This is a genomic window from Pseudomonas sp. UBA6315 (genome assembly GCF_002438125.1).
GTDB lineage: Bacteria > Pseudomonadota > Gammaproteobacteria > Pseudomonadales > Pseudomonadaceae > Aquipseudomonas > Aquipseudomonas faucium.
The window spans coordinates 35,417-60,012 of record NZ_DJTF01000166.1 but is presented as its reverse complement, the minus strand read 5'-3'; the positions used below and the strand labels follow the sequence as shown (position 1 = coordinate 60,012).

The following is a 24,596-nucleotide window of genomic DNA, read 5'->3' as shown; positions in this document are numbered from 1 at the left end:
TGTAACATTTTGCATTAATTGCCGGCGCTCATAAAATGGCTGCATCAATCCGCCGGTTTCCGAGTGCGCGCCCATGGCCATCAACTTCGACCTCAACGACCTGCAGGCCTTCCGTGCAGTGGTCGAGCAAGGCAGCTTTCGCAAGGCCGCCGAGGCGGTGCGCATCTCGCAGCCGGCGCTGAGCCGGCGCATCGACAAGCTCGAAGACGCCCTGGGCGTGCGCTTGTTCGAGCGCACCACGCGCAAGGTCAGCCTGACCCAGGCCGGGCGCGGCTTCATGCCCAGCGTCGAGCGCTTGCTCGACGACCTGGACAACGCCCTCCTGGGCATCAGCGAAGTGGCCTCGACGCGGCTCGGCCAGGTCACGGTGGCCTGCGTGCCGTCGGCGGCGTACTACTTCATGCCGCGGGTCATCGCCCACTACCACCAGCAGTTTCCACGGATCAAGGTCAAGGTGCTCGATGCCAGCGCCCACGAGGTGCTGAGCGCGGTGGTCGATGGCGAGGCGGATTTCGGCCTGAGCTTCATGGGCACCCAGGAGGCCGATGTCGACTTCGAGCCCCTGGTGCAGGAGCACTATGTGCTGGCGTGCCGGCGCGATCACCCGCTGGCCGTGCGCAGCAGCGTCAGCTGGCAGGAGTTCTACCAGCAGGCCTACATTTCCCTGGGCAAGACTTCCGGCAACCGCTTCCTGCTCGACCAGGCGCTGGGCGGCATCGTGCCCCAGCGCCAGAGCATCTGCGAAACCCGCCACGTCACCACCATGATCGGCCTGGTCGAGGCCGGGCTGGGCGTGGCGGCGGTGCCGGCAATGGCGATGCCGGCGGCCGATCACCCGATCCTCACCTCGGTGGCCCTGGTTGAGCCCCAGGTGCTGCGCAGTGTCGGCCTGATCAAGCGCCGGGGCCGTACCCTGACCCCGGCGGCATTGGCGCTGGAGCGCCTGGTGGTGGACATGAAGGTCGAGGTCAGCGGCTGACCGAGTCCAGCCCGGTGGCCTGCACGGCCTGTTGGGCCGCAGGCGCGGCCAGGTAGGCAAGCAGTGCCCTGGCCTGTTGCGGATGGTCGGCATTGACCGGGATGCCTGCGGCAAAGCGCGTGACCGATTGCACGGCCTCCGGCAGCTTGCCGACGAAGCTCACCCCCGGCACCGGCAACAGCTCGCTGACCTGCTGCAAGCCAACCTGGTAACTGCCCTTGGCCACCTCCATGGCCACCGGGGTCTTCACCACCCTGCTGGCCTTGGGCGCGAGCTGTTGCTCGATGCCCAGCCGCTTGAACAGCTGGTTCTGCACGTACAGGCCGCTGGCGCTGTCCGAGTAGGCCACCGACTGGGCGGCCAGCAGGGTGTTCTTCAAGGCCTCCACGCTGGCGATATCCGGCTTGGCTGCGCCAGCGCGCACCACCATGCCGATGCGCGAATCGGCCAGCTCCACCCGTGAGGCCGGGTCGACCTTGCCCTGGCGGATCAGCTCATCGAGCGCATAGCCGACCATGATCACCACGTCGGCCTTCTCGCCACGGGCCAGCCGATTGGGGATTGCCTCCGGCGCCTGGCCCATCGACGGGCCCAGGGCGGTGTCGAGGGTGTTGCCGGTGGCGGCCGCGAACTTCGGGCCCAGTGCCTGGTAGGCCGCGGTGAACCCGCCGGAGGTCATCACCCGCAGCTGCTCGGCGTGGGCGGTGCCGGCGAGGCTTGCGCAGGCGAGCAGGGCAAGGCTGTGCAGTAGAGTGCGCATGCTCATGCTCCTTCAGGCCACTGCCGGTTGCAGTTGGCCGCGCGACTTGCGGTAGAGGAACAGCGTCGCAGCCAGCGCGCAGAGCGCGGCAAAGCTCATCCAGTAGCCGGGGGCGGCCTTGTCGGCGGTGTACTGGATCAGGAAGGTCGAAATCGCCGGGGTGAAGCCGCCGAACACCGCCGTGGCCAGGCTGTAGGCCAGGGAGAAGCCCGCCACCCGCACCTCGACCGGCATGATTTCGGTGAGCGCAGGGATCATCGCGCCGTTGTACAGGCCATAGATGAACGACAGCCACAGCAGCACCAGCAGCATGTGCATGAAGCTTGGCGCATTGACCAGGAACGTCAGCGCAGGGTAGGCGCTGGCCAAGGTCAGCAGGGTCATGGCGATCAGCACCGGCCGGCGCCCGATGCGGTCGGACAGCGCGCCGCCCAGCGGCAGCCAGATGAAGTTCGACACCCCCACCAGCAAGGTCACCAGCAGCGCATCGGCGGTGCTCAGGTGCAGCACCGTCTTGCCGAAGGTGGGTGCATACACGGTGATCAGGTAGAACGCGGTGGTGGTCAGCGCCACCATCAGCATGCCGGCCAGCACCGTCGCCCAGTGCTGCAGCAGGGTGCGCAGCACCTCGGCCATGGCCGGGCGGTGCTTGCGCGCGGCGTATTCCTCGGACTCCTGCAGGTTGCGCCGCAGCAGGAAGATGAACGGCACGATCAGGCAGCCGACGAAGAACGGAATGCGCCAGCCCCAGTCGGCGATCATCGCCGCTGGCATCCACTGGTTCAGGGCGTAGCCCAGGGCCGCGGCGACGATGATTGCCACCTGCTGGCTACCCGACTGCCAGCTGGTGAAGAAGCCCTTGTTGCCGGGCGTGGCGATTTCCGCCAGGTACACCGACACACCGCCCAGCTCCGCACCGGCCGAAAAGCCCTGCAGCAGCCGCCCGAGCAGCACCAGGGCCGGGGCGAGCAGGCCGATGGATTCGTAGCCGGGCACCAGCACGATGAGGATCGTGCCGCTGGCCATGATCGACAGGGTCACGATCAGGCCTTTGCGCCGGCCCACCTCGTCGATGTAGGCACCCAGCACCACGGCGCCCAGCGGGCGCATCAAGAAGCCTGCGCCGAACACGGCGAAGGTCATCATCAGGGACGCGAATTCACTGCTGGCAGGGAAGAACACCGCCGCAATCTGCGTGGCGTAGAAACCGAAGAGGAAGAAGTCGAACTGCTCGAGGAAGTTGCCCGACGTGACCCGGAAGATCGCGCCGGCGCGGGAGCGCCCGGAGGCGGTTGCTGCTGTCATTGCCTGTACTCCATACCGCTTTTGTGACGTGCGCCGCTGGGACGGCGCACGGTTCTTATAGGCGGACGAGGGTGCTACAGGGCCATTGATTAGAGAATTGCATTGTTCGCATCGATTGATGCCCAGCGCGGATCAATCTGCCATCTGCAACTCCGGCAGGCTCACGCGAAACGCCTTGGTCAGCCCCAGCAGGCAGATGAAGCCCACGCCCAGCCAGCACAGGCCGATGGTGAACGACATGCTCGACAAGCTGGTCCACAGCCACAGCGTGCTGAGGAACCCCAGGGCCGGGATGGCGCCGTACAGCAGGTAGTTGCGCGCACCGCGCAGCTTCTGGTTGAGCAGGTAGTGCTTGACCACTGCCAGGTTGACCGCCGAGAACGCGAACAGCGCACCAAAGCTGATCATGTTGGCGACCGTGTCCAGGGTGATGAACAAGGCGACCAGCGACAGCGTGCTGACCAGCATGATCGCCGTGGCCGGCACGCGCTTTTTCGTCACCAGGCGGCCGAACACCCGTGGCAGCGCACCGTCACGCCCCATGGCGAACAGCACCCGCGAAACGCTGGCCTGGGACACCATCGCCGAGGCGAAGCAACCGGCCACATAAGTGGCGGTAAAGCCGGTCACCAGCAGCTCGCCGCCAACCCGGCGCATCACGTCCACCGAGGCCGAGTCCGGGTCGGCGAAGCTGGCCCACTCGGGGAACACCTGCTGGGCGAAGTACGACACCAGCAGGAACAACAGCCCGCCGATCACCGACACCGCCATGATCGCCTGGGGGATGCGCTTGGTCGGGTTGCTGGTTTCCTCGGCCATGGTCGACACCGCATCAAAACCCAGGAACGACAGGCACAGCACCGCGGCACCGGCCATCACCAGCGGCACGCTGAAGCCCTCGTGGTGGAACGGTGCCAGCAGCGACACCGGCGCCGCCTGCTCGCTCAGGTTGCGCACCGACAAGGCGACGAACACCACGATGAACACCAGCTGCGCCACCACCAGCAGCCAGTTGACCCGGGTGATCGACTCGATGCCGATCAGGTTGAGGAAGGTGACCAGGGCAATCGAGCCCAGCACCCACACCCAGGCATGCACGGCGGGGAAGTATTCGGACATGTAGATGCCGATCAGCAGGTAGCTGAGCAGCGGCAGGAAGATGTAGTCGAGCAGCAGGGTCCAGCCGGCGATGAAGCCGAAGTGGCTGCCAAAGGCCTTGCGCGTGTAGGTGTAGACGGAGCCGGAGTAGGGGTGGGCCTGGACCATGCGCCCGTAGCTGTAGGCGGTCAGCAGCATGGCGGCGAGGGTCAGCATGTAGGCGGTGGGCAGGTGGCCCTTGGTCATCTGGGTGACCAGCCCGTAAGTGGTGAAGACTGCCAGGGGCACCATGTACGCCAGGCCGAACAGCACCAGCGCGGTCATGCTCATGGACTTTCTGAAGCGGCCTGAAGCGGCCGGTTGCGACGCAGGGTGATGGGCAGGGGCAGAGTCTGTATTTGTTGTTGTATGCATTGCTAACTCCTGAAATGGAATGCAGGACGCCGCAGTAGGCGAGCGGGCTCGCTACTGGTCTTGGGAGTTCGATCAGGGACGGGTCAGGGGTGGGGCGGGAGAATGCTCCCACACTCCGGGGGTGGCAGAAATCACCCTTTGGGGGGAGCAAATGCCTTGAAGAAGACAGTTGCTCCCACAGGTAGATGTGAGCTGCTTGCCGATTCGCTAGCCCAGCAGGCTCTCCAGGTTGGACAGGATCGAGGCTGCGTCGTAAGGCTTGCGCACCACCGGCACATGCTTGAGGTGCGCAGGAATGCTGACGCTGTCGCCATACCCGGTGGCGAACAGGAACGGTATGCCCAGGCGGGTCAGTGCGTCGGCCACGGCGATGGAGGTGCCGGTGCCCAGGTTGATGTCCAGGATCGCCACATCCGGCTCATGGCTGGTCAACAGCTTCAGCGCCTCGGCTTCGGAGCTGGCGGTGATGACGTCGTCGATCTGCGCATCGGCCAGAATCTGCTCCAGGCCCACGGCGATCACCAGCTGGTCTTCGAGAATCAGCACGCAGGCATCCACCAGCGCTGCGCAGTCGGGCAGCGCGGCGGGGACGGCGACGGTCGGGTTGTCGTGGCTGAAGTCCTCGACCAGGGTCAGGTGCCTGGCCGGGATCTTGAACACGCCATACAGGCCCTCCGGCCGGTACTCCACGGTGCTGCTGCCGCCCAGGTCGAAGGGGATGCTGCGCTCGATCAGCACCGAGCCAAAGCCGCTGCGGCTTGGCGGGCGCACGCTGGGGCCGCCGCGTTCGCACCAGATGATTTCGCAGGCGCCGCCGGCATCCACCGCCCAGGTCACCGACAGCCTGCCGCCGGCACGCGACAGCGCGCCGTACTTGGCGGCGTTGGTGGCCAGCTCGTGCAGCACCAGGGCCAGCACCGAGTAGGCCCGAGCATCGACGAGCAAGGCCGGGCCGTGCAGCTCCAGGACCTCGGCCGAGGTGCGATAGGGTGACAGTTCAGCTTCGAGCAAGGTGGCGAAGCGCCCGCCGCCGTCACCGCGCACGACCTGGTCGTGGGCCAGCGACAACGCCTGGATGCGGCCCTTTAGGGTGGCCACGTAGTTGTTCAGGCTCTGGTTCTCCGAGGCCGGGTGGGCCACCAGCGCGCCGATCAGCGAGAGGATGTTCTTGACCCGGTGGTTGAGCTCCTCGTTGAGCATGCGCTGGCGCACGTCGGCCTTGGAGCGCTCGTCGGCCAGCAGCTCGCTGTTGTGCAGGACCACTTCGACGATCGCGGCGCGGATCGCTTCGCCAAACTGGCGGTCCTGTTCGCTCCAGGGCAAGGCGTGCAGGTGCACGGTCTGCTTCCACACGGCAAAGCTCTTGCGCGGCGTCAGGCGTTCGCCCAGCGGGCCGCTTTCGTAGGTCTTGTTGGGGTCGCCCGCCCAGTCCAGGGTTTCCACCAGCTCCTTGCGAAACAGCATGAGGTAGTCCCTGGGGTGCTGGGACATCGGCACGATCAGCACGCCCGACACCTCGACGGCGTAGCCTTGGGCCGCGGGGTGGGCCATCGACAGGCTGTTGGAAGCCCAGGTACGCCCCTCGGCGACACTTTCGGCAAAACTCAGCAGGCCGGGTATCGCCGCCTTGGGCGGGGTCAGGCCGTCGGCCGACCAGCGCCCCTGCAGCGCCATGCCGATGCCATCGCAAGGGATCAGCGCCTTGAAGTCGGCCAGGCGCGAGCGCAGCAGCGCTTCGATGTCGTCGGTGCGGTGGGCGTCGCGCAGCAGGTTGTCGAGCACCTGGCGTGCATGCGCGGCGGCTTGCAGGGTGTGCCTGGCGCGCAGGGTCTGCAGGTGCAGGGAGAAGAATTCGCCGAACATTTCCGCTGCCACCCGTTGGCCCATGGCCAGGCTGCGCGGTGCGTAATGGTGGCAGGCAATCAGGCCCCACAGGGCACCGTCGACGATCACCGAAATGGACATCGAAGCGCCCACACCCATGTTGCTCAGGTACTCGCAGTGGATCGGCGAGACGCTGCGCAGGTGCGCGTAGGAGAGGTCCAGCGGCTCGCCGGAGAGGTCCAGCACCGGCACGATGGGCACGGTCTTGAAGCGCGCATCGGAAATGATCCGTACCGGGTTGCGCAGGTACAGCGCACGGGCCTGCTGGGGGATGTCCGAGGCCGGGAAGTACTGCCCCAGGAAGCTTTCCAGGCCGCTGCGCCTGGCCTCGGCCACCACTTTGCCGGCGCCGTCGGCGCCCAGCTGGTAGATCATCACCCGGTCGTAGCCGAGCAGGGCGCGCACGCGCCGGGCCGTGTCCTGGATCAGCTTGTCCGAGCGCTCGATATCGCGCAGCTGGGCGATCACCGTGCGCACCAGCTCCACAGGCTCGGCGATGCTCGCGCCGGAGGGCTCGAACTCGAGGATGACCGTGCCTTTGTAGATGTGCGCCGACACGTCGAACGCCTGGCCCGAGGCGACCACCACGCCGAACGACAGCGCCGGGCGCGAGGCCTCCTTGACCCGTGCCAGCGAGTTGCGCAGGGTGTGCGCGGCTTCGCTGCCGATCACCGCTTCCAGGCGCTGGCCATTGAGCTCGCTGGCGACGCCGAGCATGGCCTGGCTGTTGGCCGAATGGCGCAGGACGATGCTGGCCGAGGCGTTGCAGGCCAAGAGGCAGCCGTGCGGCTGGATGCTGCCAGGAATCTGGATGGGTTCGCGGTCACAGTTGGTCAAGTTGACCTGAGGTAGCACAGTCATAGGTTCCTGCCGGTTTCCCAAAGACCGGCTGCCTGAGTGACTGCCGAACATTTTCAGGTAAACGAAGTAGTTACATTCATGTTCAGTCTCGGAGTCTAGCTGGCGTGCCTGCCTTCGTCACCGCCAAGGCACTGCGCACCACTGCCAGAAGCTGTGGGAGCGGGCTTGCCCCGCGAACACCGGCGCAGCCGGTGCCACCCATCGCCTGCCTGCTTCGCGGGACAAGCCCGCTCCCACAAAGGCCTGCGCTACCCTGAAACTGTTACAAATGATATGCGGCATACCCTAAGACGCTGGTGCGCAACGTAACGCCCGTAACGTCCGCGCCGGTGTACCCCTCTCTCCTGTGGGAGCCGGCTTGCCGGCGATAGGGCCGGAACAGGCGGCAGATTCGGTTTTGTCTGCACCGGCCTCATCGCCGGCAAGCCGGCTCCCACAGGGGAGTGGGGTGGCATAGACCAGTGAATGTTACGAATGGTATGGGGAATACCATCAGACGCTGGTGCGCAACGCAACACCCGTAACACCCTCGCCGGTGTACCATCCCGCCACCGTAAACACAGCCCCGCAATCAGGAGACGCAATGATCAAGATCGGCGATGCACTGCCCGATGTGACCCTCTACCAGTACAGCGATGGCCAAGGCAGCTGCCCGCTGGGCCCGCAGGCGTTTTCCCTGCGTGAGCGCTGTGCCGGCAAAAAGGTGCTGATCTTCGGCCTGCCCGGCGCCTTCACCCCGACCTGCTCGGAGCGCCATGTCCCCGGCTACCTGGCCATGGCGCAGGCGCTGGCGGCTGCAGGCGTCGACGAAATCATCTGTGTGGCGGTGAACGATGCCTTCGTCATGCACGCCTGGGGCAAGACCTTCGCCGAACAAGGCCCGGTCAGCATGATCTCCGATGGCAATGCCGAGCTCACTGACGCCTTGGGCCTGGCCCAGGACGCCTCGGCCCGGGGCATGGGGCGACGCTCCCAGCGTTATGCCTTGCTGGCCGATGACCTGGTGGTGAAACACCTTGCCGTGGATGCGCCAGGCAAGCTTGAAGTGAGCGATGCGCAGAGCATGCTGGCGGTCGTCTAGCGTTTGCCTGTTCTGGCCCCATCGCCGGCAAGCCGGCTCCCACAGGGTTTTGGGTGGGAGCTGGTTTGCCGGCGGTCACGCTGCCGCCTTGTTTACGGCCTCGATCAACTGCGCCTTGCGCATGCGTGAACGGCCCGCGATGTTCAGGCTGCGCGCCCGCTCCAGCAACTGTTGCTTGGTCATGTCCTGCAAGCTGTGCCCAGGCCGCGGCACGCCGTGCTTGGTCGCCACCGCGCGGCGCGCAGACGATTCGCGCGCCTTGGCCTTGGCGGCGGGGCTCTTGGCCTGGCCCGAGCCGCCCTTACGCTCGCCGCCGCCCGATTGCTTGTTGACCGTCGCCCAGGCCCGCGCCTCGGCTTCGTCCTTGCTCACGCCCTTGGCCTCGTAGCCTTGCTCGATGTGCTCGGCCTTGCGTTTCTGCTTGTCGGTGTACTTGCCTTTGTCTCCACGGGGCATGGTGAACCTCCTGCGCGTCGGTGGGTTGCCGTTCTATCAGCTCTGACTGCGGCGCAGCGCCGAAAGCACCGTTCACGGCATCGATAAGCCGACAAAATGATCTATACCCAATACGGCAGTCGCTCCTGACCCGTTGCAGCACACCGCCAGGCGCAATTCCAGAACCCTGTGAACACAAGGAGTTTGTGATGGCGGATGCAAGCAAGAAAATGAGCCTGGTCGGGCTCACCACGCTGGTGACGGTGAACATGATGGGCTCGGGGATCATCCTGCTGCCCACCAACATGGCGCAGCTGGGCGCCGTTTCGCTGCTGTCTTGGGTGTTCACCGCCATCGGCTCGATGGCCATCGCCTACTGCCTGGCCCAGTGCGGGGTGTTCTGCACCCGCTCGGGCGGCTTGTCGGCCTACACCGAGGAGGCCCATGCGAAGTCGGGCTTCTTCCTCTGCTCCTACCTGTACTTTCTCTCCCTGGCCATCGCCAACGTGGCCGTGGCCATTTCCGCGGTGGGCTACATGACCGCCTTCGTGCCCTGGCTGGGCAGCGGGGCGATACCGCTGTGCGTGGGCACCATCGGGTTGATCTGGCTGACCACCATCGCCAATTTCGGCGGGCCGAAAATCACCGGCAAGATCGGCGCGTTCACCGTGTGGGGGGTGATCATTCCGGTGGCGGGGCTGAGTATCTTCGGCTGGTACTGGTTCAAGCCCGAGGTGCTCATGGCCGCCTGGAACCCCAACCAGCTGCCGATCTCCGAGGCCATCAGCAAGGCCATCCCGCTGACCCTGTGGGCGTTTCTGGGCATGGAGTCGGCGGCCCAGGCCACCGATGCCGTGGAAAACCCCCGGCGCAACGTGCCGCTGGCCTGCCTGTTCGGCACGCTGGGGGCTGCGGTGGTGTACGTGCTGTCGACCACGGTGATCCAGGGCATCATCCCCAACGCCGAGCTGGCCAAGTCCTCGGCGCCGTTCGCGCTGGTCTATGGCAGCCTGTTCGGCCCGGGGGTGGGCAGCGTGGTCATGGCCCTGGCGGTGATGGCCTGTGTCGGCTCGCTGCTGGGCTGGCAGTTCACCCTGGCGCAAACCGCCAAGATGACCGCCGACCAGGACCTGTTCCTCAAGCTGTTCGGCAAGGTCAATGCGATGAACGCTCCGGTGATCGGCATGACCGTGTGCGCCTTGCTGCAAACGGTGATGGCGCTGTCGACCATTTCCCCCGATGCCGCCGCCCAGTTCGGCAGGCTGGTCAGCCTGGCGGCGGTGACCAACCTCATCCCCTACATCACCGCGCTGACCGGCTTGCTGGTGATCATGCACAAGGCCGGGGTCAGCCCCGCGGTCTACACCCGCAACATGGTGGTGCTGCTGGTGGCCGTGGGCTACTCGCTGTACGCCTTGCACGCCTGCGGCCTGGAGGCGGTGATGGGCGGCACCCTGGTGCTGGCCATCGGTTACCTGCTGTACGGCTTCTTGGGCCAGAAGTTCACCGACAGCGCATCCACGCTCAAGCCGCCTGCGCCCTTGAGCAACAACGGCAGCAATGCCACCAGGTAGATCAGCGGCAGCTTGTAGTTGCCAAAGCCGTGGTCGCTGATCGAGTAGCCCTGGGCCAGTTGCGCCAGCGTCGACCACTGCGCGGGCCAGTGCACGGCGGCGATGGCGACCAGGGTCACGACGATCAACGCAGCGCTCGCCAGCCGGGTACCCAGGCCCAGCAGCAGGAGCAGCGGGGCGATCAGCTCGGCCCACATCGACACCTGCCAGTCGAACCCTGCGGAAAAGTGGTTGAAGGGGAAGGGGAAGTTGGCGTGGATCTGTTCGAACCAGTTCTCGCCACGCCACTTCTCCAGGCCCGATTCGAAGAACTCCCAGGCCAGGAACAGCCGCAAGGGGATGTCCCAGCCCCAGGCGGCGGCGCGGTCGAGTTGTTCGAAGCTGAGCTTGAGCGGGTTCACGGGGAATGCGGACATGGGTACCTCGGCGCTATCAATGGATGGGCCGCCAGGGTGGCAGCCGCAGTTATCCGGGATATGTCCGCTACAGGTGCTGCGTGTATCGGCGTGTAGCGCCGTGGCCATTGGCATAAATCAATGAGCCCCGGCGGTCCGATATAAACCTTCTCTGGGCAGGCAAGGCGCACACTCGAAGAAGCTCAGGCCTTCTGAGCATCGAGAGGTGCGTATGACCATTGGCAAAAGCTTCAGCGATATCGACCTTCCCGGCCCTGCAGCCGCCGATGACGACGACGATTGGCCAAGCGGGCAGGACGATGACGAAAGCGAGGAGGAGGGCGAGCAGGACCAAGGCGCCAAACCGCTCGACCCGGATGACTACGTCGACCAGTCAGTACTCAAGGAAAGCGAACGCGGCTCCGGCCACCCCGACCCGTCCAGGGCATCGGAAGCCGAGCGCTACAGTTATCAACCGTGGCAAAAGATGAAGCCATGAACAGGCCTGCGGCTCAATCTTCGGAGCTTGTGACCGGCAAGTACGGCAGCAGCCGCTCGGTTTCCTTCTTCACCACCGCATAGCATTCGCAACTGAGCTGCTCCAGCCGGGCACGGTCGAGTACCCTGATGTTGCCCCGGCTGTACTCGATCACGCCCAGGCGCTGCAGCTTGCCGGCGGCGTCGGTCACCCCTTCGCGGCGCACCCCCAGCATGTTGGCGATCAGCTCCTGGGTCATGCACAGCCGATCGCCCGGCAAGCGGTCCAGCGACAGCAGCAACCAGCGGCACAGCTGCTGGTCGATCGAATGGTGCCGGTTGCACACCGCCGTCTGCGCCATCTGGGTAATCAACGCCTGGGTGTAGCGCAGCATCAGCATCATCAACTCGCCATGGCGATTGAACTCGTCCTTGAGCCGCTGCCCCGGCAGGCGGTAGGCGTGCCCGGCGCTCTGCACGATGGCCCGGCTTGGCGTGCTCTCGCCCCCCATGAACACCGCAATGCCCACCAGCCCTTCGTTGCCGACGACCGAGATCTCGGCAGAGGCGCCGTTTTCCATCACGTACAGCAGCGAGACGATGGCATCGAGCGGGAAAAACACATGGTGCAGGGTATCGCCCGATTCGTAGATGGCCTTGCCCAGCGGCAGGGTCACCCGCTGCAGGTGCGGCTGCAGGCGGCTGAACGTCTCGCTGGACAGGGCAGCCAGCAGGTGGTTCTGCTGGGGAGTGTACGGCGCGGGCATGGGCGGACCATCGAAGGCGGCGGCTGACGCAACAAGGTTAGCCCAGCAGCGAAGGGCTGCGCTGGCATTGGGCGAGCACCTGGTGCAGCTTGCCGTCGTCCTTGAGCTGCAGCGTGGCCTGTTCGAGCAACTGGCCGTCCAGGCTCAGGGTCTGGCCGGGGTGGGCGCTGTTGCGCACCTCGATGCGGTAGTGGGTGTCGCCGTAGCGGTAGTGCAGCACGCAGCCCGGCCAGCCCTCGGGCAACAGCGGGTTCAGGCGCAGGGTGTCGCTGCGGCGCTCCAGGCCCAGCAGGCTCTCGACGATCAGGCGGTACATCCAGCCGGCGGACCCGGTGTACCAGCTCCAGCCGCCGCGCCCGGCGTGGGGGGCGATGGCGTAGACGTCGGCGGCCATGACGTAGGGCTCGACCTTGTAGGTGTCGATCAGCCCGCTGTAGCCCTGGCGCACCGGGTTGATCATGCGCAGCAGTTCCCAGGCCCGCTCGCCATCGCCCAGGCGGGCATAGGCCATGCACGCCCAGATCGCCGCGTGGGTGTACTGCCCGCCGTTTTCCCGCACCCCTGGCAGGTAGCCCTTGATGTAGCCCGGGTCCAGCGTGCCCTGGTCGAAGGGCGGGTCGAGCAGTTTGACGATGCCGGTGGTGCGCCGCACCAGGTGCTGGTCCAGCGCTGCCATGGCGGTGCGCGCACGCTCGCCGCCAGCGACCCCCGACAGCACCGCCCAGCTTTGCGCCAGGGAGTCGATGCGGCACTCCTGGTTGCTTGCCGAGCCCAGCACCTGGCCATCGTCGAACCACGCGCGGCGGTACCAGCCGCCGTCCCAGGCATGGCGTTCGAGCTGCTGCGCAAGGGCGGCGGCCTGGGTTGTGCAGCGCAGCGCGAAGGCGCTGTCGCCGTGGCCCAGGGCCAGGCCGGCGAAGGCCCGCAGCACTTCATGGCCGAAGAAGCCCAGCCACACGCTTTCGCCGCGGCCTTGTTCGCCGACGCGGTTCATGCCGTCGTTCCAGTCGCCGCTGCCGATCAGCGGCAGGCCGTGCACCCCGCACTGCAAGGCGTGGCCAAGGGCCCGCTGGCAATGCTGGTAGAGGCTTTCGACCTGCGGCGAATGGCCGGGCAGGTCGTAATAGGACTCTTCGCCGGCATTCAGCGCGCGGCCTTGCAGGTAGCCGACCGGTTCATCCAGCACCGTGGTGTCGCCGGTCAGCTCCACGTAGCGGCTGGCCGCCAGCGGCAGCCACAGCAGGTCGTCGGAGCAGCGTGTGCGCACCCCGCGCTGCAGCGGCGGGTGCCACCAGTGCTGCACATCGCCTTCGATATATTGATGCGCGGCGCAGGTCAGCAGGTGCTGGCGCGCCACTTCCGGGGTGGCGTGGAGCATGGCCATGCTGTCCTGCAACTGGTCACGAAAACCGATCGCGCCACCGGATTGGTAGAAGCCGCTGCGTGCCCAGAACCGGCAGGCGATCACCTGGTACAGCAACCAGCCGTTGGCCAGCACATCCAGCGAGGGTTCGGGGGTTTCGATGCGCACGCTGCCCAGGGTGCGCTGCCAGTAGGCCTGAACCTGTTCGAACGCATCCATGGCCGCCTGCAGGCCACGGTGGGCGAGCACGCACTGGCTGGCGGCCTGGCCGTCCGCCGCCGCACCCAGGCGGAACACCACCTCCTGGCTGGCACCGGGCTCCAGCAGCAGGCTGACCTGCAGCGCCGCGCAAGGGTCCAGGCCGGCGCCGGTGCGCCCCGACAGCCGCGCCTGGCGCAGGCCGGCGGGTGCCTGGCTGTCGCCGATGCGGCCGATGAACTCGCTGCGGTCACAGGTGTGGCCGGTGGGGGGCGGGTCGCAATCGACAAAGGCCACGTGCCGGGAGAATTCGACGGCATAGCGGTTACGGGCGAACAGCGCGCCGCTTACCGGGTCCACCTCGCTGACCACATGCTGGGCGGTCTTGCTGCGCAGGTCGCCCAGTACCCATTCGGCAAAGCAGGTCACGCTCAAGCGCCGAATTCGTGCCGAGCGGTTGTGCAGCTTGAGCCGGCAGAATTTGACCGGGGCCTCCAGCGCCACGTGCACCCACAGCTCGCTGTGCAGGTCATGGTCGGCGTACTCGAACACGCTGTAGCCAAAGCCATGCCGGGTGCGGTACTGGCCGGGGCCTGGGCAGGGCTGCGCGGTGGCCGACCAGTACTGGCCGCTGTCCTCGTCGCGAAGGTACAAGGCCTCGCCGCTGGGGTCGCAGACCGGGTCGTTGTGCCAGGGCGTCAGGCGGTACTCGTGGGCGTTCTGGTACCAGCTGTAGGCACTGCCGGCCTCCGACACCACGCTGCCGAATTGCGCATTGGCCAGCACGTTGACCCACGGCGCCGGTGGCGGTTTGCCCGCGACCAGGGGCATGACGTACTCGCGCCCGTCGGCGCTGAAGCCGCCGTAGGCATTGGCCAGCAGCAGCGGCGCCGGGGGCGCCGGCGCCTGGCGCACGGGCGCGGGGCCGGCAGGCACCGGGGTGGCCTCGAAGGGCGCAGGTGTTGGGGGCGCGCGGTGCTGGCGCAACTGCTCGGTGAGGGTGCCGCGGCTGTCGTTGAGCACCAGCCGGGCGACCGACAGGGTGAGGATGCGGTCTTCTTCGGACAGCTGCTGCGCAGGCCGCACGAAGATGCCACCGGGGCGGTCGAGCAGCGGCGCTTCGCTGCCCGAGGCGACGATGCCCATGATCAGCTCCTGCAGCTGCTGGCGGTAGCCGGCCTGGTCTTCGTTCCAGATCACCAGGTCCAGCGCCAGGCCTTTCTGGCGCCAGTAGGCGTGGGCCAGCACCAGTTGCCGGACCAGCTGGATGTTGGCCGCATCGCCGATCTGCACCAGCACGATCGGCAAGTCGCCCGACAACCCCTGGCCCCACAGCCCGGACTGGTTGCGCCGGTTGCGTGCCAGCAGCCCAGGGTCGGCGCGCAGTGACGCATTGGGGTAGATCACCGAGGCGGCCATCTGCTCGAACAGCCGGGCATCGGACAACGAGCCGTTGAGCTGGCGCAACAGCACCTGGCTGTGCGGCCAGGCCAGGTCGAACACCCGGTCGGCCAGGTGGCGGTCGCGGTACTTGGCGATCAGCAGCAGGCAGGCATCGCGGCTGTCGGCGACCCCGGTGACCAGGTCGACGGTGGCGGCCTGGCCGGGTGCCAGGGTAATGCGGCAACGGATCGCCACGATCGGGTCGAGCACCGCGCCGGCACTGCCGGACAGCGCTTCACAGTCCCGTGCCAGCGCCGCCGGCGCCGCCAGCGTGCGGCCACGGCCGATGAACCGGGCGCGGTCGGTTTCATAGGACAGCGCGTCGATATCGGCGCCATGCACCGCCAGCACATGGCACAGCCAGGGCGTGGCCTCCTGCAGCGAGCGCGGCCGGCGGGTGCAGAGAATCGCCTGCAGCGGGCGCAGCAGCTCGGTCTGCACGAACAGTTTGCTGAAGGCCGGGTGCAGCGCATCGCTCATGGCCTGGGCCAGCACCACTTCGGCGTAGCTGGTCAGCTCCAGGGTACGGGGCTGGTCACCGTGGTTGGTCAGGTGCAGGCGGCGCAGCTCGATGTCGTCTTCCGGGGACACGGCAATTTCGGTGTGGCAGTCGAAATTGCGCTCGCGGATGCGGAATTCGGCCTTGCCGTCGCTGAAGATCGCCTCCTGGTGCGCAGCCCGGTGCCGGGTCGGCTGAAAGCTGGTGGACCAGTAGGCGCCGCTGGTGACGTCGCGCAGGTAGCAGAAGTTGCCGAGCTCGTCGTGGCTGGCATCTTCGCGCCAGCGGGTGACTGCCATGTCGCCGCGCTGGCTGTAGCCGCTGCCCAGGTGGTTGAGCATGACGTGGTAGCGGCCGTTGGAAAGCAGCTGCACGGCCGGGTGGCGCCGGTGCGCTTCGCTGAACACCCGCAGCCGGGTTTCGCTGGCGCGCTGCCCGGCCTCCGGCGCCGGGGCCTGCAGCGTGTGCAGGTAGGGCGCGGCGGTTTTCGGCACGCGTTCCTGCAACAGCAACATGCTGGCCTGGAACGGCGGCGCCGAGGCAAAGCGCCGCTGCATGGGCCGGTTCAGCAGCAAGGCGGTGAGGGCAAGAAAACTCATGCCCTGGTGGTGGGCCATGAACGAGCGGATGACCACGCTGGCTTGCCCCGGCGGCAGCCGCGCCTCGCTGTAGTCCACGGCTTCGTACAGCCCGTAGCGGCCGGCCAGGTCGAGGCTGGCCAGGCGCTGCAGGTTACGGCAGGCGGCGGCGGGCGCCACCATCAAGGCCAGGGCGCTGGCGTAGGGCGCGACCACGCGCTCCTCGCCCAGGCCACGCTTGAGCCCCAGGCCCGGCACGCCAAAGGCCCGGTACTGGTAGTTGAAGTGCGCATCGAGCACGTTGTAGGCCGACTCCGAGACGCCCCAGGGCAGGCCCAGCAGGTTGCCATGTTCGATCTGCCGGCTGACCGCAGCCTGGCAGGTCTGGTCGAGCAGGGTGCCCTCGTAGCTGGGCATCACCAGCAGCGGCATCAGGTACTCGAACATCGAGCCGGACCAGGACAGCAGCACCGGCACCCCGGCATTGCTGGTGAGCAGCCGGCCCAGGGCGAACCAGCTGTCCTGCGGCACCTGGCCCTGGGCGATGACGACGAAGTTGGTCAGGCGCATTTCCGAGGCCAGCAGGTCGTAGAAGGCCGCGTCCAGGCGGTGTTCGTCGGCGTTGTAGCCGATGGCGAAGAGGTCGCGGTGGGGGTCGTAGAGAAAGCGGAAATCCATGGCGGCCAGGGCCGTGATGCGCTTGGCCAGCGCCTGGGCCTGGGCGATGCGCTGGCGGGCGAGTGCGCGCACATTGCTTGCGGCCAGGCGCTCGGCAGCGGGCCACTGATCGGTCTGCAGTTGGGCCAGCTGTTGCCAGGTCTGGCCGGTTGCCGGCACCGGGTCGTTGCCGGGCGGCAGCTGCAAGCCCTGCAGTTCGGTGCTGAGGTCCAGGCACTGGGCCTGCAGGGCTTGCAGCCAAAACGTGCAGTCATCGCCAGCATCAGGCGAGGGGGGCAGGCCCTGTAGCTGTTCACCCAGTTGCAGCAGGGTGGCGGGCAGGTCCTGCGGTTGCCCGTGGGCCTGTTGCAGCTGATCGCGCAGGGCGCTCAGCGCGCCGGGGTCGCGTTCGGCACTGGCGAATGCCTCGAGCAAGGTGTCCAGTGTATCCAGCAGGCCTTGGGTCACGCGTGAGTCCAGCAGCGGCGTTTCGGCCATCTCCAGAAGGCCTGGGCGCAAGGTCAGCAGCAGCGCGCAGAGGTTGCCGCTGTCCACCGCCGAGATGTACAGCGGCGCCAGGGGCTTGAGCGTCTGGGTGTCGTACCAGTTGTAGAAGTGGCCCTTGTAGCGCTCCAGGCTGGCCATGCTGTCGAGCATCTGCGCCAGGCGCTCGAACAGGCGGCCGGCGCTGAGGTAGCCGAAGTCGTGGGCGGCCAGGTGCGAGAGCAGCGCCATGCCAAGGTTGGTCGGCGAGGTGCGGTGGGCGATGCTGGCGAAGGGCGGCTCTTGCAGGTTGTCGGGCACCAGCCAGTGGTCCGCCGGGCCGACCTGGCTGTCGAAGAACGCCCAGTTGCTGCGGGCCAGGCGGTGCAGGAAGCGCAGGTCTGCCGTGGACGGAGCGAACGCTGCGCGCCCGTGTGGCCGGCTGAGCCACCAGGCCAGCGCCGGGCCCAGCAGCCACAGGGTGAGAATCGGCGAGGCCAGCAACAGCACGGCGGGCTTGGCCAGCAAGGCCGCGGCCAGCAGCAGGGCCAAAGCCGGCTGCAGCCACTGCTGGCGGTACACCGCCGGCAGGCTGTCGGCGCTGCAGCGTTCATCTTCGCGCGAGGGGTTCCATTGCAGCAGGCGGCGCTTGCTCACCAGCAGCCGCCACAGCGTGCGCAGGATGGCGTCCAGGCTGTTGCCGGCCTCGAACGGCAGCCACGCCAGCGACAGCCCGGCCCGCACGAAGAAGGTGCCCGAGGTGCGCAGGGCCGCGCGCAGGTGTTGGCCAAACGGCACATCGGTGGTCTTGCCGAGCAATTCGAGCAGGCTGTCCAGCAGCGGGCGCGTCAGCAGCAAGCCCAGCAGCGCCACTGTCCAGGCCAGCGGCGTGGCGCTGGCCAGCCAGCCCCACAGCAGCATCGCCAGCAGCGCTGCCGGCTCCAGGCTGCGGCGCAGGTTGTCGAAGATCTTCCAGCGCGACAGGGCGCTGAGCGCCCCGTGTGCCTGGCCGTTGCCGGGCAGCAGCCACGGCAGCAATTGCCAGTCGCCGCGGACCCAGCGGTGGCGGCGCTTGATATCGGCGCTGTAGCGCGCCGGGTAAGCTTCGAACAACTGCACGTCGCTGAGCAGGCCGGCATGGGCGTAGCAGCCTTCGATCAGGTCGTGGCTGAGCACGCGATTGTCGGCGAAGCGCCCGTCCAGGGCGCGCTCGAAGGCGTCCACTGCATAGATGCCCTTGCCGATGAAAGAGCCGCTGAGAAACAGGTCCTGGTAAACGTCGGAAACGGCCTGGGTATAGGGGTCGACCCCGGCATCGCTGCCGTAAAGGCGGGCGTAGGTCGAGCGCGCCACGCTCGGCAGGCTGATGCCTACCCGCGGCTGCAGGATCGCGTAGCCTGCGCAGATTCGCCCTGTGTGCGGGTCGAAACGTGCACGGTTCAACGGGTGCTGCAGGGCGCCGACCAGTTTCTGCGCCACCCCGTGCGGCAGCTGGGTGTCGGTGTCCAGGGTGATCACATAGCGCACCTGCCCGAGCGCCTGCAGGTCGCCGACGATGCGCATGAAGCAATCGCCGCCGCGCCCACGCAGCAGGGCATTGAGTGCGGCGAGCTTGCCGCGCTTGCGCTCCAGGCCCATCCACACGCCTTCGCTGGCGTTCCACAGCCGAGGCCGGTGCAGCAGCAGGAAGCGGCCGCCATACTTGAGGTTCAGGGCGCGGATGCCTTCGCTGGCCTGGTCGAGCAGCGCCAGGTCGCCGGGGCAGGTTTGCTCTTGGGCATCCATGAAGTCGCTGAGCAGGGCGAAATGCAGGTGCGCGTCGCGATTGGCCAGAAAGCGCACCTCCAGGCCTTCGACCAGTTCCTCGACATCCTCGGCGGTCGCCAGCAGGGTCGGCACCACCACCAGCGTGCAGGCCTCGGCCGGGATGCCGGCGGTGTAGTCCAGGCGCGGCAGGAAGGCCGGCTTCACGGTCAGGGTCACCAGCCAGTTCACCAGGCCGATGGCCAGGCGGCTGGTGCACAGCAGCAGCGGTACGGCCATGGCCACAGTCATCCACAGCGGCCAGCCGGCGAGGTCGATGGCCCGCACGAACCCCCAGGCCAGCAGGCACGACAGCAGCACCACCGGCACCAAATAGAACGCCAGCGGCGCGCGGTGCAGCAGGCGCTGCCAACGCTCGCCAAGGCCGACCCGCGCCTGCAGCCGGCGCTCCAGCGCGGGCAGGCCGGCGCCGGCCAGGTAGTAGCCGACGTGCTCGGCCGCCTCGCCAGCCTGTGCAGCCGCTGCCTGCGCGAGCTCGATGGCGACCTGCGCCACGGCCTCTTCGCTGAAGGCGCTGTAGCGTGCCAGGCGCTCGACGATGTGCCGGTAATGGTCGCGGCTGGCAAAATCCATGGCCGGGTAGACTGCGGCCGGGTCGCGGCAAAGGGCCTGCTCCACGTGGCTCAGGTGCTCGACGAACAGCCGCCAGTCGATGGTCGAGAGCAGCCGCAAGCTGCCGATGCTGTTGCTGATCGACACCTGGTCGATGGCCTGTTGCTGGGCATCGAGCTGCACATAGCGCTCGATGCTCAGCGCCGATTCGGCAAGCACCTGCTCGACCCAGGCCAGCGGCTGGGTCAGGGTGGCGCTGTGGCCTTGCAGGCGCCTGGCCAGTTCGGCGACGAAGGCGGCGGTCATCGGTGGGTCCGAGCGGGCCATGTCGGCCACCACCAGCACCACGCTCTTGGCATCGCGCTCGGCGGTTTCGCCCAGGCGGTCGGCCCAGGTATTGGCCTGGTCGCGGTCGGCCCAATTGGCCATGACCCGCGCCGCCACCCGCCGCAGGTTTTCGATCAGCGCCAGGCGCAGCATGATCGGGATCGCCCACAGCTCGCCGAGGGTCAGCGTGGCGGTTTGCTGATAGGCCTCGACGAACCGGCTGAGGCTCTCGGCATCGAAGCGGCCATCGCCGTGGGAGATGGTTTCCAGGGCGATGTCATAGACCCGCGGCAGGCCGGTCGAGGGGCCGCTGTCCAGGCGCGGCAGTTGCAGGCTGTAGTCGCTGGGCAGGTGGCGCTTGGCGATGCGGATATGGGTTTCGACCAGGTAGAAGTTGTCCAGCAGCCACTGCGCCGCAGGCAGCGCCGGGCGTGAGCCGGGCAGGGCGGCGGCGAGGGCGGCGCAGCTGCTGGCCAGCATGCGTTCGTTGTCGGCCAGGCGCCCGAGCAGCGCATCGTCGGCGGGGAGCTGGCTCAGGCGGTGCTGGCTGGCCAGCAAGGTGCCGTGCTCGGCCATCTGCCGGGCGTTGTACAACCCCGAGCGCAGCAGGCTTTCGTAGCTGAACCGGTGGCGCGGCGAGCGCCAGCGGCGGGCAAGCCCTGGGAGGCGTTTGACGAAGGCGAGTGCGCGAAGCCAAGGGTTGTTCATCAGGAGCCTGGGGTACCGAGGAGTAGCCGGTCAGCGTCCAGTCTGACGTGGGCCGCCTTGGCGGTCTGTTCGGTAGCGAACAGACCCTCGGCGCTGGCTTGTCGGGAGGCCGAATTACCCTCTATCGTGTGGGCTCCCAAGGGTTGGATACCCCCTGACAGCAAGGAGCAACGCTGATGTTCCCACTCGATACCTGGCTTGCGTACACCCTGGCCTGCCTGCTGCTGGTCATGTCCCCAGGGCCGGACAACCTGCTCGCCATCGGCCGTGGCCTGAGCCAGGGCAAGGCTGCGGCGATTGCCTCGGGGCTGTCCTCGGGCGTCGGCATTCTCTTTCATGTGACTGCAGCTGCGCTTGGCCTGACCTTGCTGATGCAGACCTCGGCGGTGGCGTTCTGGGTGGTCAAGCTGATTGGCGCGGGCTACCTGCTGTGGCTGGGCATCAAGGTGCTGCGCAGCCGCAACCTGTTCAATTTCGAGCCGGTGGCGCGCCAGTCGCTGCCGAGCATCTTCCTGACCGGCTTTCTGTCGGCGGCGCTCAACCCCAAGCCAGGCCTTTTCGTGCTTGCGTTCATCCCGCAGTTCGTCGACCCGCAACGCGGCTCGGTAACCGTGCAGATGCTGGTGTACGGGCTGTGGTTCGCGGTGCTGACCGCCGTTGGCTTTGCCCTGATGGGGGTGTTTGCCACCGCGCTTACCCGCTCGTTGCGTGAGCGCCCAAGGTTGGTGAAGGGGCTGAATGTGGGCGCGGGCGCGACCTTCGTGGCCTCGGGCGTGTCGATCGTGGCGCTCGGGCAGAAGTGAAAAAGCCGCCCGGTTCACGGGCGGCTTCTGCTTGGCTTAAGCGGTGTACGGCGGGTAGTCGAGGTAACCTTCGATACCGCCGCCATAGTAGGTATCGCGGTTGGGCTGGGTGAGCGGCCAGCCGTTCTTGAAGCGCGCGACCAGGTCGGGGTTGGCGATGAACGGCTGGCCGAACGCCGGCAGGTCGATCAGGCCGCTTGCCACCAGGGCTTGGGCACGCTCGACGGTCAGGTCGCCGGCCAGGATCAAGGTGGTCGAGCCCAGTGCCTGGCGGCAATTGCGCAGCAGCGCGTTCAACGCCTGTTCACGGGCTTGGGCGGTTTCCGAACGCAGGAAGAAATGCGTCTGGTCCATCACGTGCACGTAGGCAATGCCGCGCTGGCCCAGGCCTGCGCAAAGCGCGCCGTAGGTCTCGTCGATCTGCGGGTACAGCGGCATGTCCATCAGCTGGCCGTAGGGCGAGATGCGAATGCCCACCCGCGCCTTGCCAATGCGCGCACTCACCGCATCGACCACCTCGAACACGAAGCGCAGGCGGTTTTCCAGGCTTTGCGGGCCGTAGTGGTCGGTGCGGTCGTTGACCTGCGGGTTGAGGAACTGCTCGATCAGGTAGCCATTGGCGCCGTGGATCTCGACGCCGTCGAAACCGGCTTCGATGGCATTGGCCGCTGCCTGGGCAAAGTCGCGGACCACCCGCGCCACCTCGTTGGTGGCGAGCTGGCGTGGCACCGAGGTCTGTAGGAAGCCTGCCGCGCCTTGTTCGTCGTAGCCGAAGGCGAAAGCGCCCGCGGCCACCTTGCTGCTGGCGCTGACCGGCGCTGCGCCGCCTGCCTGGATCGAGGTGTGCGAGACGCGGCCGACGTGCCACAGCTGCGCGAAGATCTTGCCGCCGACGCTGTGCACCGAGTCGGTGACCAAACGCCAGCCGGCGATCTGCTCGGGGGTGTAGATGCCTGGGTTGAACAGGTAACCCTGGCCTTCACGGGAGATCGGCGTGCCTTCCGAAACGATCAGGCCAGCCGTCGCCCGCTGGGCGTAGTAGAGCGCCGTCTCGACGGTGGGAATGTCTTGCGGTGAACGCGAGCGCGTCATCGGCGCCATGACGAAACGGTTGCCGAGGGTTTGATCGCCAAGTGTGTAGGGGTCGAACAGGCTCATTGAGCGCCTCCGTAAGGTGTGAATCGCAGGCTGTGCTGCGCCGAACATTTCCCCTAGGATATTTGAGAAATTACCGGTGATTTACGGAGATTATTACCAAGTGAACGGAACAGAATTCACGAATGAGACGGCGCGCCATGTATTCCTCTGAGCGCCTGAAGGGCATCGACGTGTTCGTCACGGTGGCGGATGTGGGCAGCTTCACGGCCGCTGCCGAGCGCCTGGGCCTGACCAGCTCGGCGGTGAGCAAGGGCATTGCCCGGCTGGAAAAACGCATCGGTGCGCGGCTGTTTCGGCGCACCACCCGCCAGCTGGCGCTGACCGAAGCCGGCACCACGTTCTACCGCACCTGCACGGCGGTGCTCGCCGACCTTGAAGAAGTGGAGCTGGCCATCGTCAACGAAAGCCACGAGCCCCACGGCCGGGTACGTATCGACCTGCCCGCATCCTTCGGGCGCCAGCATGTGCTGCCGCTGATCTGGGCGTTCGTCCATCAGCACCCGCTGCTGCAGCCGCACATTTCCTTTTCCGATCGCTTCATCGACCCGGTCCACGACGGCGTCGACATCGTCGTGCGCATTGGTGGCAACGATGCCTGGCCGGCCACGCTGGGGCACCGCTATTTCGGCGCGCAGCGCCTGATCTTCTGTGCCTCCCCGGGCTACCTGCAGGCACATGGCGAGCCTGTGGCCGAGCGAGACCTGGAACACCACCACTGCATCGGTTACCTGGATGCAGCCGGCCTGGTGAGCCCCTGGTATTTCAAGGGCCGCCAGCCCGGTGAGATGGAGCGGCGGGTGATGCCGTCACGCATCGCGGTTGGCGATGGCGAAGGGGAGGTTTCGGCGATCCTGGCCGGCCACGGCATCGGGCAACTGCCTACCTGGCTGGTGCAGCCGTACCTGGAACGCGGCGAGCTCGTCGAGGTACTGCCCGCGCTGGCCACCGATGGCCTGCCCATGAACCTGGTCTGGCTCAAGAGCCGCGAAGGGTTGCCCAAGGTGAAGGCGCTGCTCGACTACCTGGCCGAACGGCTTGGCCCGCATGGGGCCCGGCGGGCGCAATAATGGCCGGATTAGCGAGCGGAGTACATTTGTACTCCATTCGATTTCTGCGCGGTCAGTGGCTGTAGCGCGACGCCAGCTGGTTGCTGGAAAGCTGCCCGAGCAAGGCCTTGCGGCTGGCTTCGTACTGCTCGAATGCCTGCAGGTCGTGCAGCGACGGGATGGAGATCAGCACGCCGTTTTCGAAGTCCTGCAGGGCGCCGTCGACCAGGTCCTGGGCCGACATCACGATGCCAGGGTCGAGGTTGCTGACCGGCAGGCCGCCGATCGCCCAGAAGTCGGTGGCGGTGGCACCCGGGAGCACGGCCTGGACCTGGATGCCCTGGCCGGCGAACTCCTTGTGCAGCGAGTGGGTGAAGGCGGTGACGTAGGCCTTGCTGCCGCCGTACACGCCATTGAGCAGCTCCGGCGCGAGGCTGACCACCGACGAGATGTTGATCACCGCGCCTTGCCCGCGGGCGACGAAGCCTGGCATGGCGGCGTAGGTGAGGCGGGTGAGGGCGGTGATGTTGAGGCTGATCATCTCGGCCATGCGCTCGACGTCGCTGTCCAGCAGTGGGGTGTGGGTGCCGACACCGGCGTTGTTGACCAGCAAGGTGATGCTGGCATCCTCGCGCAGTTTGCGCTCGACCCGGGCCAGGTCGGCGGCGTTGGCAAGGTCGGCCGGCAACACCTCGACGTTCTGCCGGGTTTGCTCGGTCAGTCGGCTGGCCAGCGCGTTCAAACGCTCGCGGTTGCGCGCCACCAGCACCAGGTCATAGCCCCGGCGGGCCAGGCCCTCGGCATACAGCGAACCGATGCCGGTGGATGCGCCGGTGATCAGCGCGGTGCCTTTGAATGCGTGAGTCATGGTCCTGCTCCGTTGCGGTGGGGTGTGCAGCCATGATGCAGAAAACGCGCTATGGCTTG

Annotated in this window: 16 protein-coding genes; 6 read left to right on the top strand and 10 right to left on the bottom strand. The window is 67.0% G+C overall.

The window, feature by feature from the left end; translation table 11 throughout:
* Positions 1-73: 73 nt before the first annotated feature.
* On the top strand, positions 74-979 hold the full coding sequence (locus B3E94_RS19450) for a LysR family transcriptional regulator (RefSeq protein ID WP_286914766.1): 906 nt from the start codon (positions 74-76) through the stop codon (positions 977-979).
* On the opposite strand, the gene B3E94_RS19445 is transcribed toward B3E94_RS19450, so the two are convergent.
* From B3E94_RS19445 to B3E94_RS19430, 4 genes are all read right to left on the bottom strand, one after another.
* Complete coding sequence (locus tag B3E94_RS19445) at positions 969-1,739, bottom strand: substrate-binding domain-containing protein (protein WP_286914765.1); 771 nt, start codon at positions 1,737-1,739, stop codon at positions 969-971. The genes B3E94_RS19450 and B3E94_RS19445 overlap by 11 nt on opposite strands.
* 12 nt (positions 1,740-1,751) lie before the next feature.
* Complete coding sequence (locus tag B3E94_RS19440) at positions 1,752-3,044, bottom strand: MFS transporter (RefSeq protein WP_236235827.1); 1,293 nt, start codon at positions 3,042-3,044, stop codon at positions 1,752-1,754.
* Positions 3,045-3,176: 132 nt separating this feature from the next.
* Positions 3,177-4,556: an APC family permease gene (locus tag B3E94_RS19435; protein WP_286914764.1), complete on the bottom strand. Its 1,380-nt coding sequence runs from the start codon at positions 4,554-4,556 to the stop codon at positions 3,177-3,179.
* 207 nt (positions 4,557-4,763) lie between these two features.
* Positions 4,764-7,301, bottom strand: a complete 2,538-nt coding sequence (locus B3E94_RS19430; protein WP_286914763.1) for an HWE histidine kinase domain-containing protein — start codon at positions 7,299-7,301, stop codon at positions 4,764-4,766.
* A gap of 583 nt (positions 7,302-7,884) precedes the next feature.
* Here B3E94_RS19430 and B3E94_RS19425 point away from each other — a divergent pair.
* Positions 7,885-8,382, top strand: a complete 498-nt coding sequence (locus B3E94_RS19425; protein ID WP_176515540.1) for a peroxiredoxin — start codon at positions 7,885-7,887, stop codon at positions 8,380-8,382.
* Positions 8,383-8,457: 75 nt separating this feature from the next.
* Here the strand turns inward: B3E94_RS19425 and B3E94_RS19420 are convergent, their stop codons facing one another.
* Positions 8,458-8,838 carry a Rho termination factor N-terminal domain-containing protein gene (locus B3E94_RS19420; RefSeq protein WP_286914761.1) on the bottom strand — a complete coding sequence of 127 codons (381 nt, stop codon included), beginning with the start codon at positions 8,836-8,838 and terminating at the stop codon, positions 8,458-8,460.
* 188 nt (positions 8,839-9,026) lie between these two features.
* Here B3E94_RS19420 and potE point away from each other — a divergent pair, with 188 nt between their 5' ends.
* On the top strand, positions 9,027-10,391 hold the full coding sequence (gene potE, locus B3E94_RS19415; protein WP_236235833.1) for a putrescine-ornithine antiporter: 1,365 nt from the start codon (positions 9,027-9,029) through the stop codon (positions 10,389-10,391).
* Here the strand turns inward: potE and B3E94_RS19410 are convergent.
* A complete protein-coding gene (locus tag B3E94_RS19410) occupies positions 10,289-10,807 on the bottom strand; it encodes a DoxX family protein (RefSeq protein WP_286914760.1) in 519 nt (172 codons plus the stop codon). The two genes, potE and B3E94_RS19410, sit on opposite strands and share 103 nt — an antisense overlap.
* A 211-nt stretch (positions 10,808-11,018) precedes the next feature.
* On the opposite strand from B3E94_RS19410, the gene B3E94_RS19405 reads away from it, so the two are divergent.
* Positions 11,019-11,285, top strand: a complete 267-nt coding sequence (locus B3E94_RS19405; protein ID WP_236235835.1) for a hypothetical protein — start codon at positions 11,019-11,021, stop codon at positions 11,283-11,285.
* Positions 11,286-11,298: 13 nt separating this feature from the next.
* Here the strand turns inward: B3E94_RS19405 and B3E94_RS19400 are convergent, their stop codons facing one another.
* Complete coding sequence (locus B3E94_RS19400; protein WP_286914759.1) at positions 11,299-12,030, bottom strand: Crp/Fnr family transcriptional regulator; 732 nt, start codon at positions 12,028-12,030, stop codon at positions 11,299-11,301.
* A 37-nt stretch (positions 12,031-12,067) separates the two neighbouring features.
* Positions 12,068-20,662 carry a GH36-type glycosyl hydrolase domain-containing protein gene (locus B3E94_RS19395; protein WP_286914757.1) on the bottom strand — a complete coding sequence of 2,865 codons (8,595 nt, stop codon included), beginning with the start codon at positions 20,660-20,662 and terminating at the stop codon, positions 12,068-12,070.
* A 176-nt stretch (positions 20,663-20,838) separates the two neighbouring features.
* On the opposite strand from B3E94_RS19395, the gene B3E94_RS19390 reads away from it, so the two are divergent.
* Complete coding sequence (locus B3E94_RS19390; protein ID WP_176515527.1) at positions 20,839-21,465, top strand: LysE family translocator; 627 nt, start codon at positions 20,839-20,841, stop codon at positions 21,463-21,465.
* 36 nt (positions 21,466-21,501) lie between these two features.
* On the opposite strand, the gene B3E94_RS19385 is transcribed toward B3E94_RS19390, so the two are convergent.
* Positions 21,502-22,623, bottom strand: coding sequence for an alkene reductase (locus B3E94_RS19385; protein ID WP_286914756.1), 1,122 nt, complete (start codon positions 22,621-22,623; stop codon positions 21,502-21,504).
* Between the two features lie 137 nt (positions 22,624-22,760).
* Here B3E94_RS19385 and B3E94_RS19380 point away from each other — a divergent pair, with 137 nt between their 5' ends.
* On the top strand, positions 22,761-23,690 hold the full coding sequence (locus tag B3E94_RS19380; protein WP_286914755.1) for a LysR family transcriptional regulator: 930 nt from the start codon (positions 22,761-22,763) through the stop codon (positions 23,688-23,690).
* Positions 23,691-23,742: 52 nt separating this feature from the next.
* Here the strand turns inward: B3E94_RS19380 and B3E94_RS19375 are convergent, their stop codons facing one another.
* A complete protein-coding gene (locus B3E94_RS19375) occupies positions 23,743-24,537 on the bottom strand; it encodes an SDR family NAD(P)-dependent oxidoreductase (RefSeq protein ID WP_286914754.1) in 795 nt (264 codons plus the stop codon).
* Positions 24,538-24,596: the final 59 nt, after the last annotated feature.

Coding starts and splice junctions, on each gene's coding strand:
- B3E94_RS19400 (WP_286914759.1), bottom strand. CDS start 12,030: ATGCCCGCGCCGTACACTCCCCAGCAGAACCACCTGCTGGCTGCCCTG.
- B3E94_RS19375 (WP_286914754.1), bottom strand. CDS start 24,537: ATGACTCACGCATTCAAAGGCACCGCGCTGATCACCGGCGCATCCACC.
- B3E94_RS19390 (WP_176515527.1), top strand. CDS start 20,839: ATGTTCCCACTCGATACCTGGCTTGCGTACACCCTGGCCTGCCTGCTG.
- B3E94_RS19440 (WP_236235827.1), bottom strand. CDS start 3,044: ATGACAGCAGCAACCGCCTCCGGGCGCTCCCGCGCCGGCGCGATCTTC.
- B3E94_RS19395 (WP_286914757.1), bottom strand. CDS start 20,662: ATGAACAACCCTTGGCTTCGCGCACTCGCCTTCGTCAAACGCCTCCCA.
- B3E94_RS19405 (WP_236235835.1), top strand. CDS start 11,019: ATGACCATTGGCAAAAGCTTCAGCGATATCGACCTTCCCGGCCCTGCA.
- B3E94_RS19385 (WP_286914756.1), bottom strand. CDS start 22,623: ATGAGCCTGTTCGACCCCTACACACTTGGCGATCAAACCCTCGGCAAC.
- B3E94_RS19410 (WP_286914760.1), bottom strand. CDS start 10,807: ATGTCCGCATTCCCCGTGAACCCGCTCAAGCTCAGCTTCGAACAACTC.
- B3E94_RS19435 (WP_286914764.1), bottom strand. CDS start 4,556: ATGCATACAACAACAAATACAGACTCTGCCCCTGCCCATCACCCTGCG.
- potE (WP_236235833.1), top strand. CDS start 9,027: ATGGCGGATGCAAGCAAGAAAATGAGCCTGGTCGGGCTCACCACGCTG.
- B3E94_RS19450 (WP_286914766.1), top strand. CDS start 74: ATGGCCATCAACTTCGACCTCAACGACCTGCAGGCCTTCCGTGCAGTG.
- B3E94_RS19430 (WP_286914763.1), bottom strand. CDS start 7,301: ATGACTGTGCTACCTCAGGTCAACTTGACCAACTGTGACCGCGAACCC.
- B3E94_RS19380 (WP_286914755.1), top strand. CDS start 22,761: ATGTATTCCTCTGAGCGCCTGAAGGGCATCGACGTGTTCGTCACGGTG.
- B3E94_RS19445 (WP_286914765.1), bottom strand. CDS start 1,739: ATGCGCACTCTACTGCACAGCCTTGCCCTGCTCGCCTGCGCAAGCCTC.
- B3E94_RS19420 (WP_286914761.1), bottom strand. CDS start 8,838: ATGCCCCGTGGAGACAAAGGCAAGTACACCGACAAGCAGAAACGCAAG.
- B3E94_RS19425 (WP_176515540.1), top strand. CDS start 7,885: ATGATCAAGATCGGCGATGCACTGCCCGATGTGACCCTCTACCAGTAC.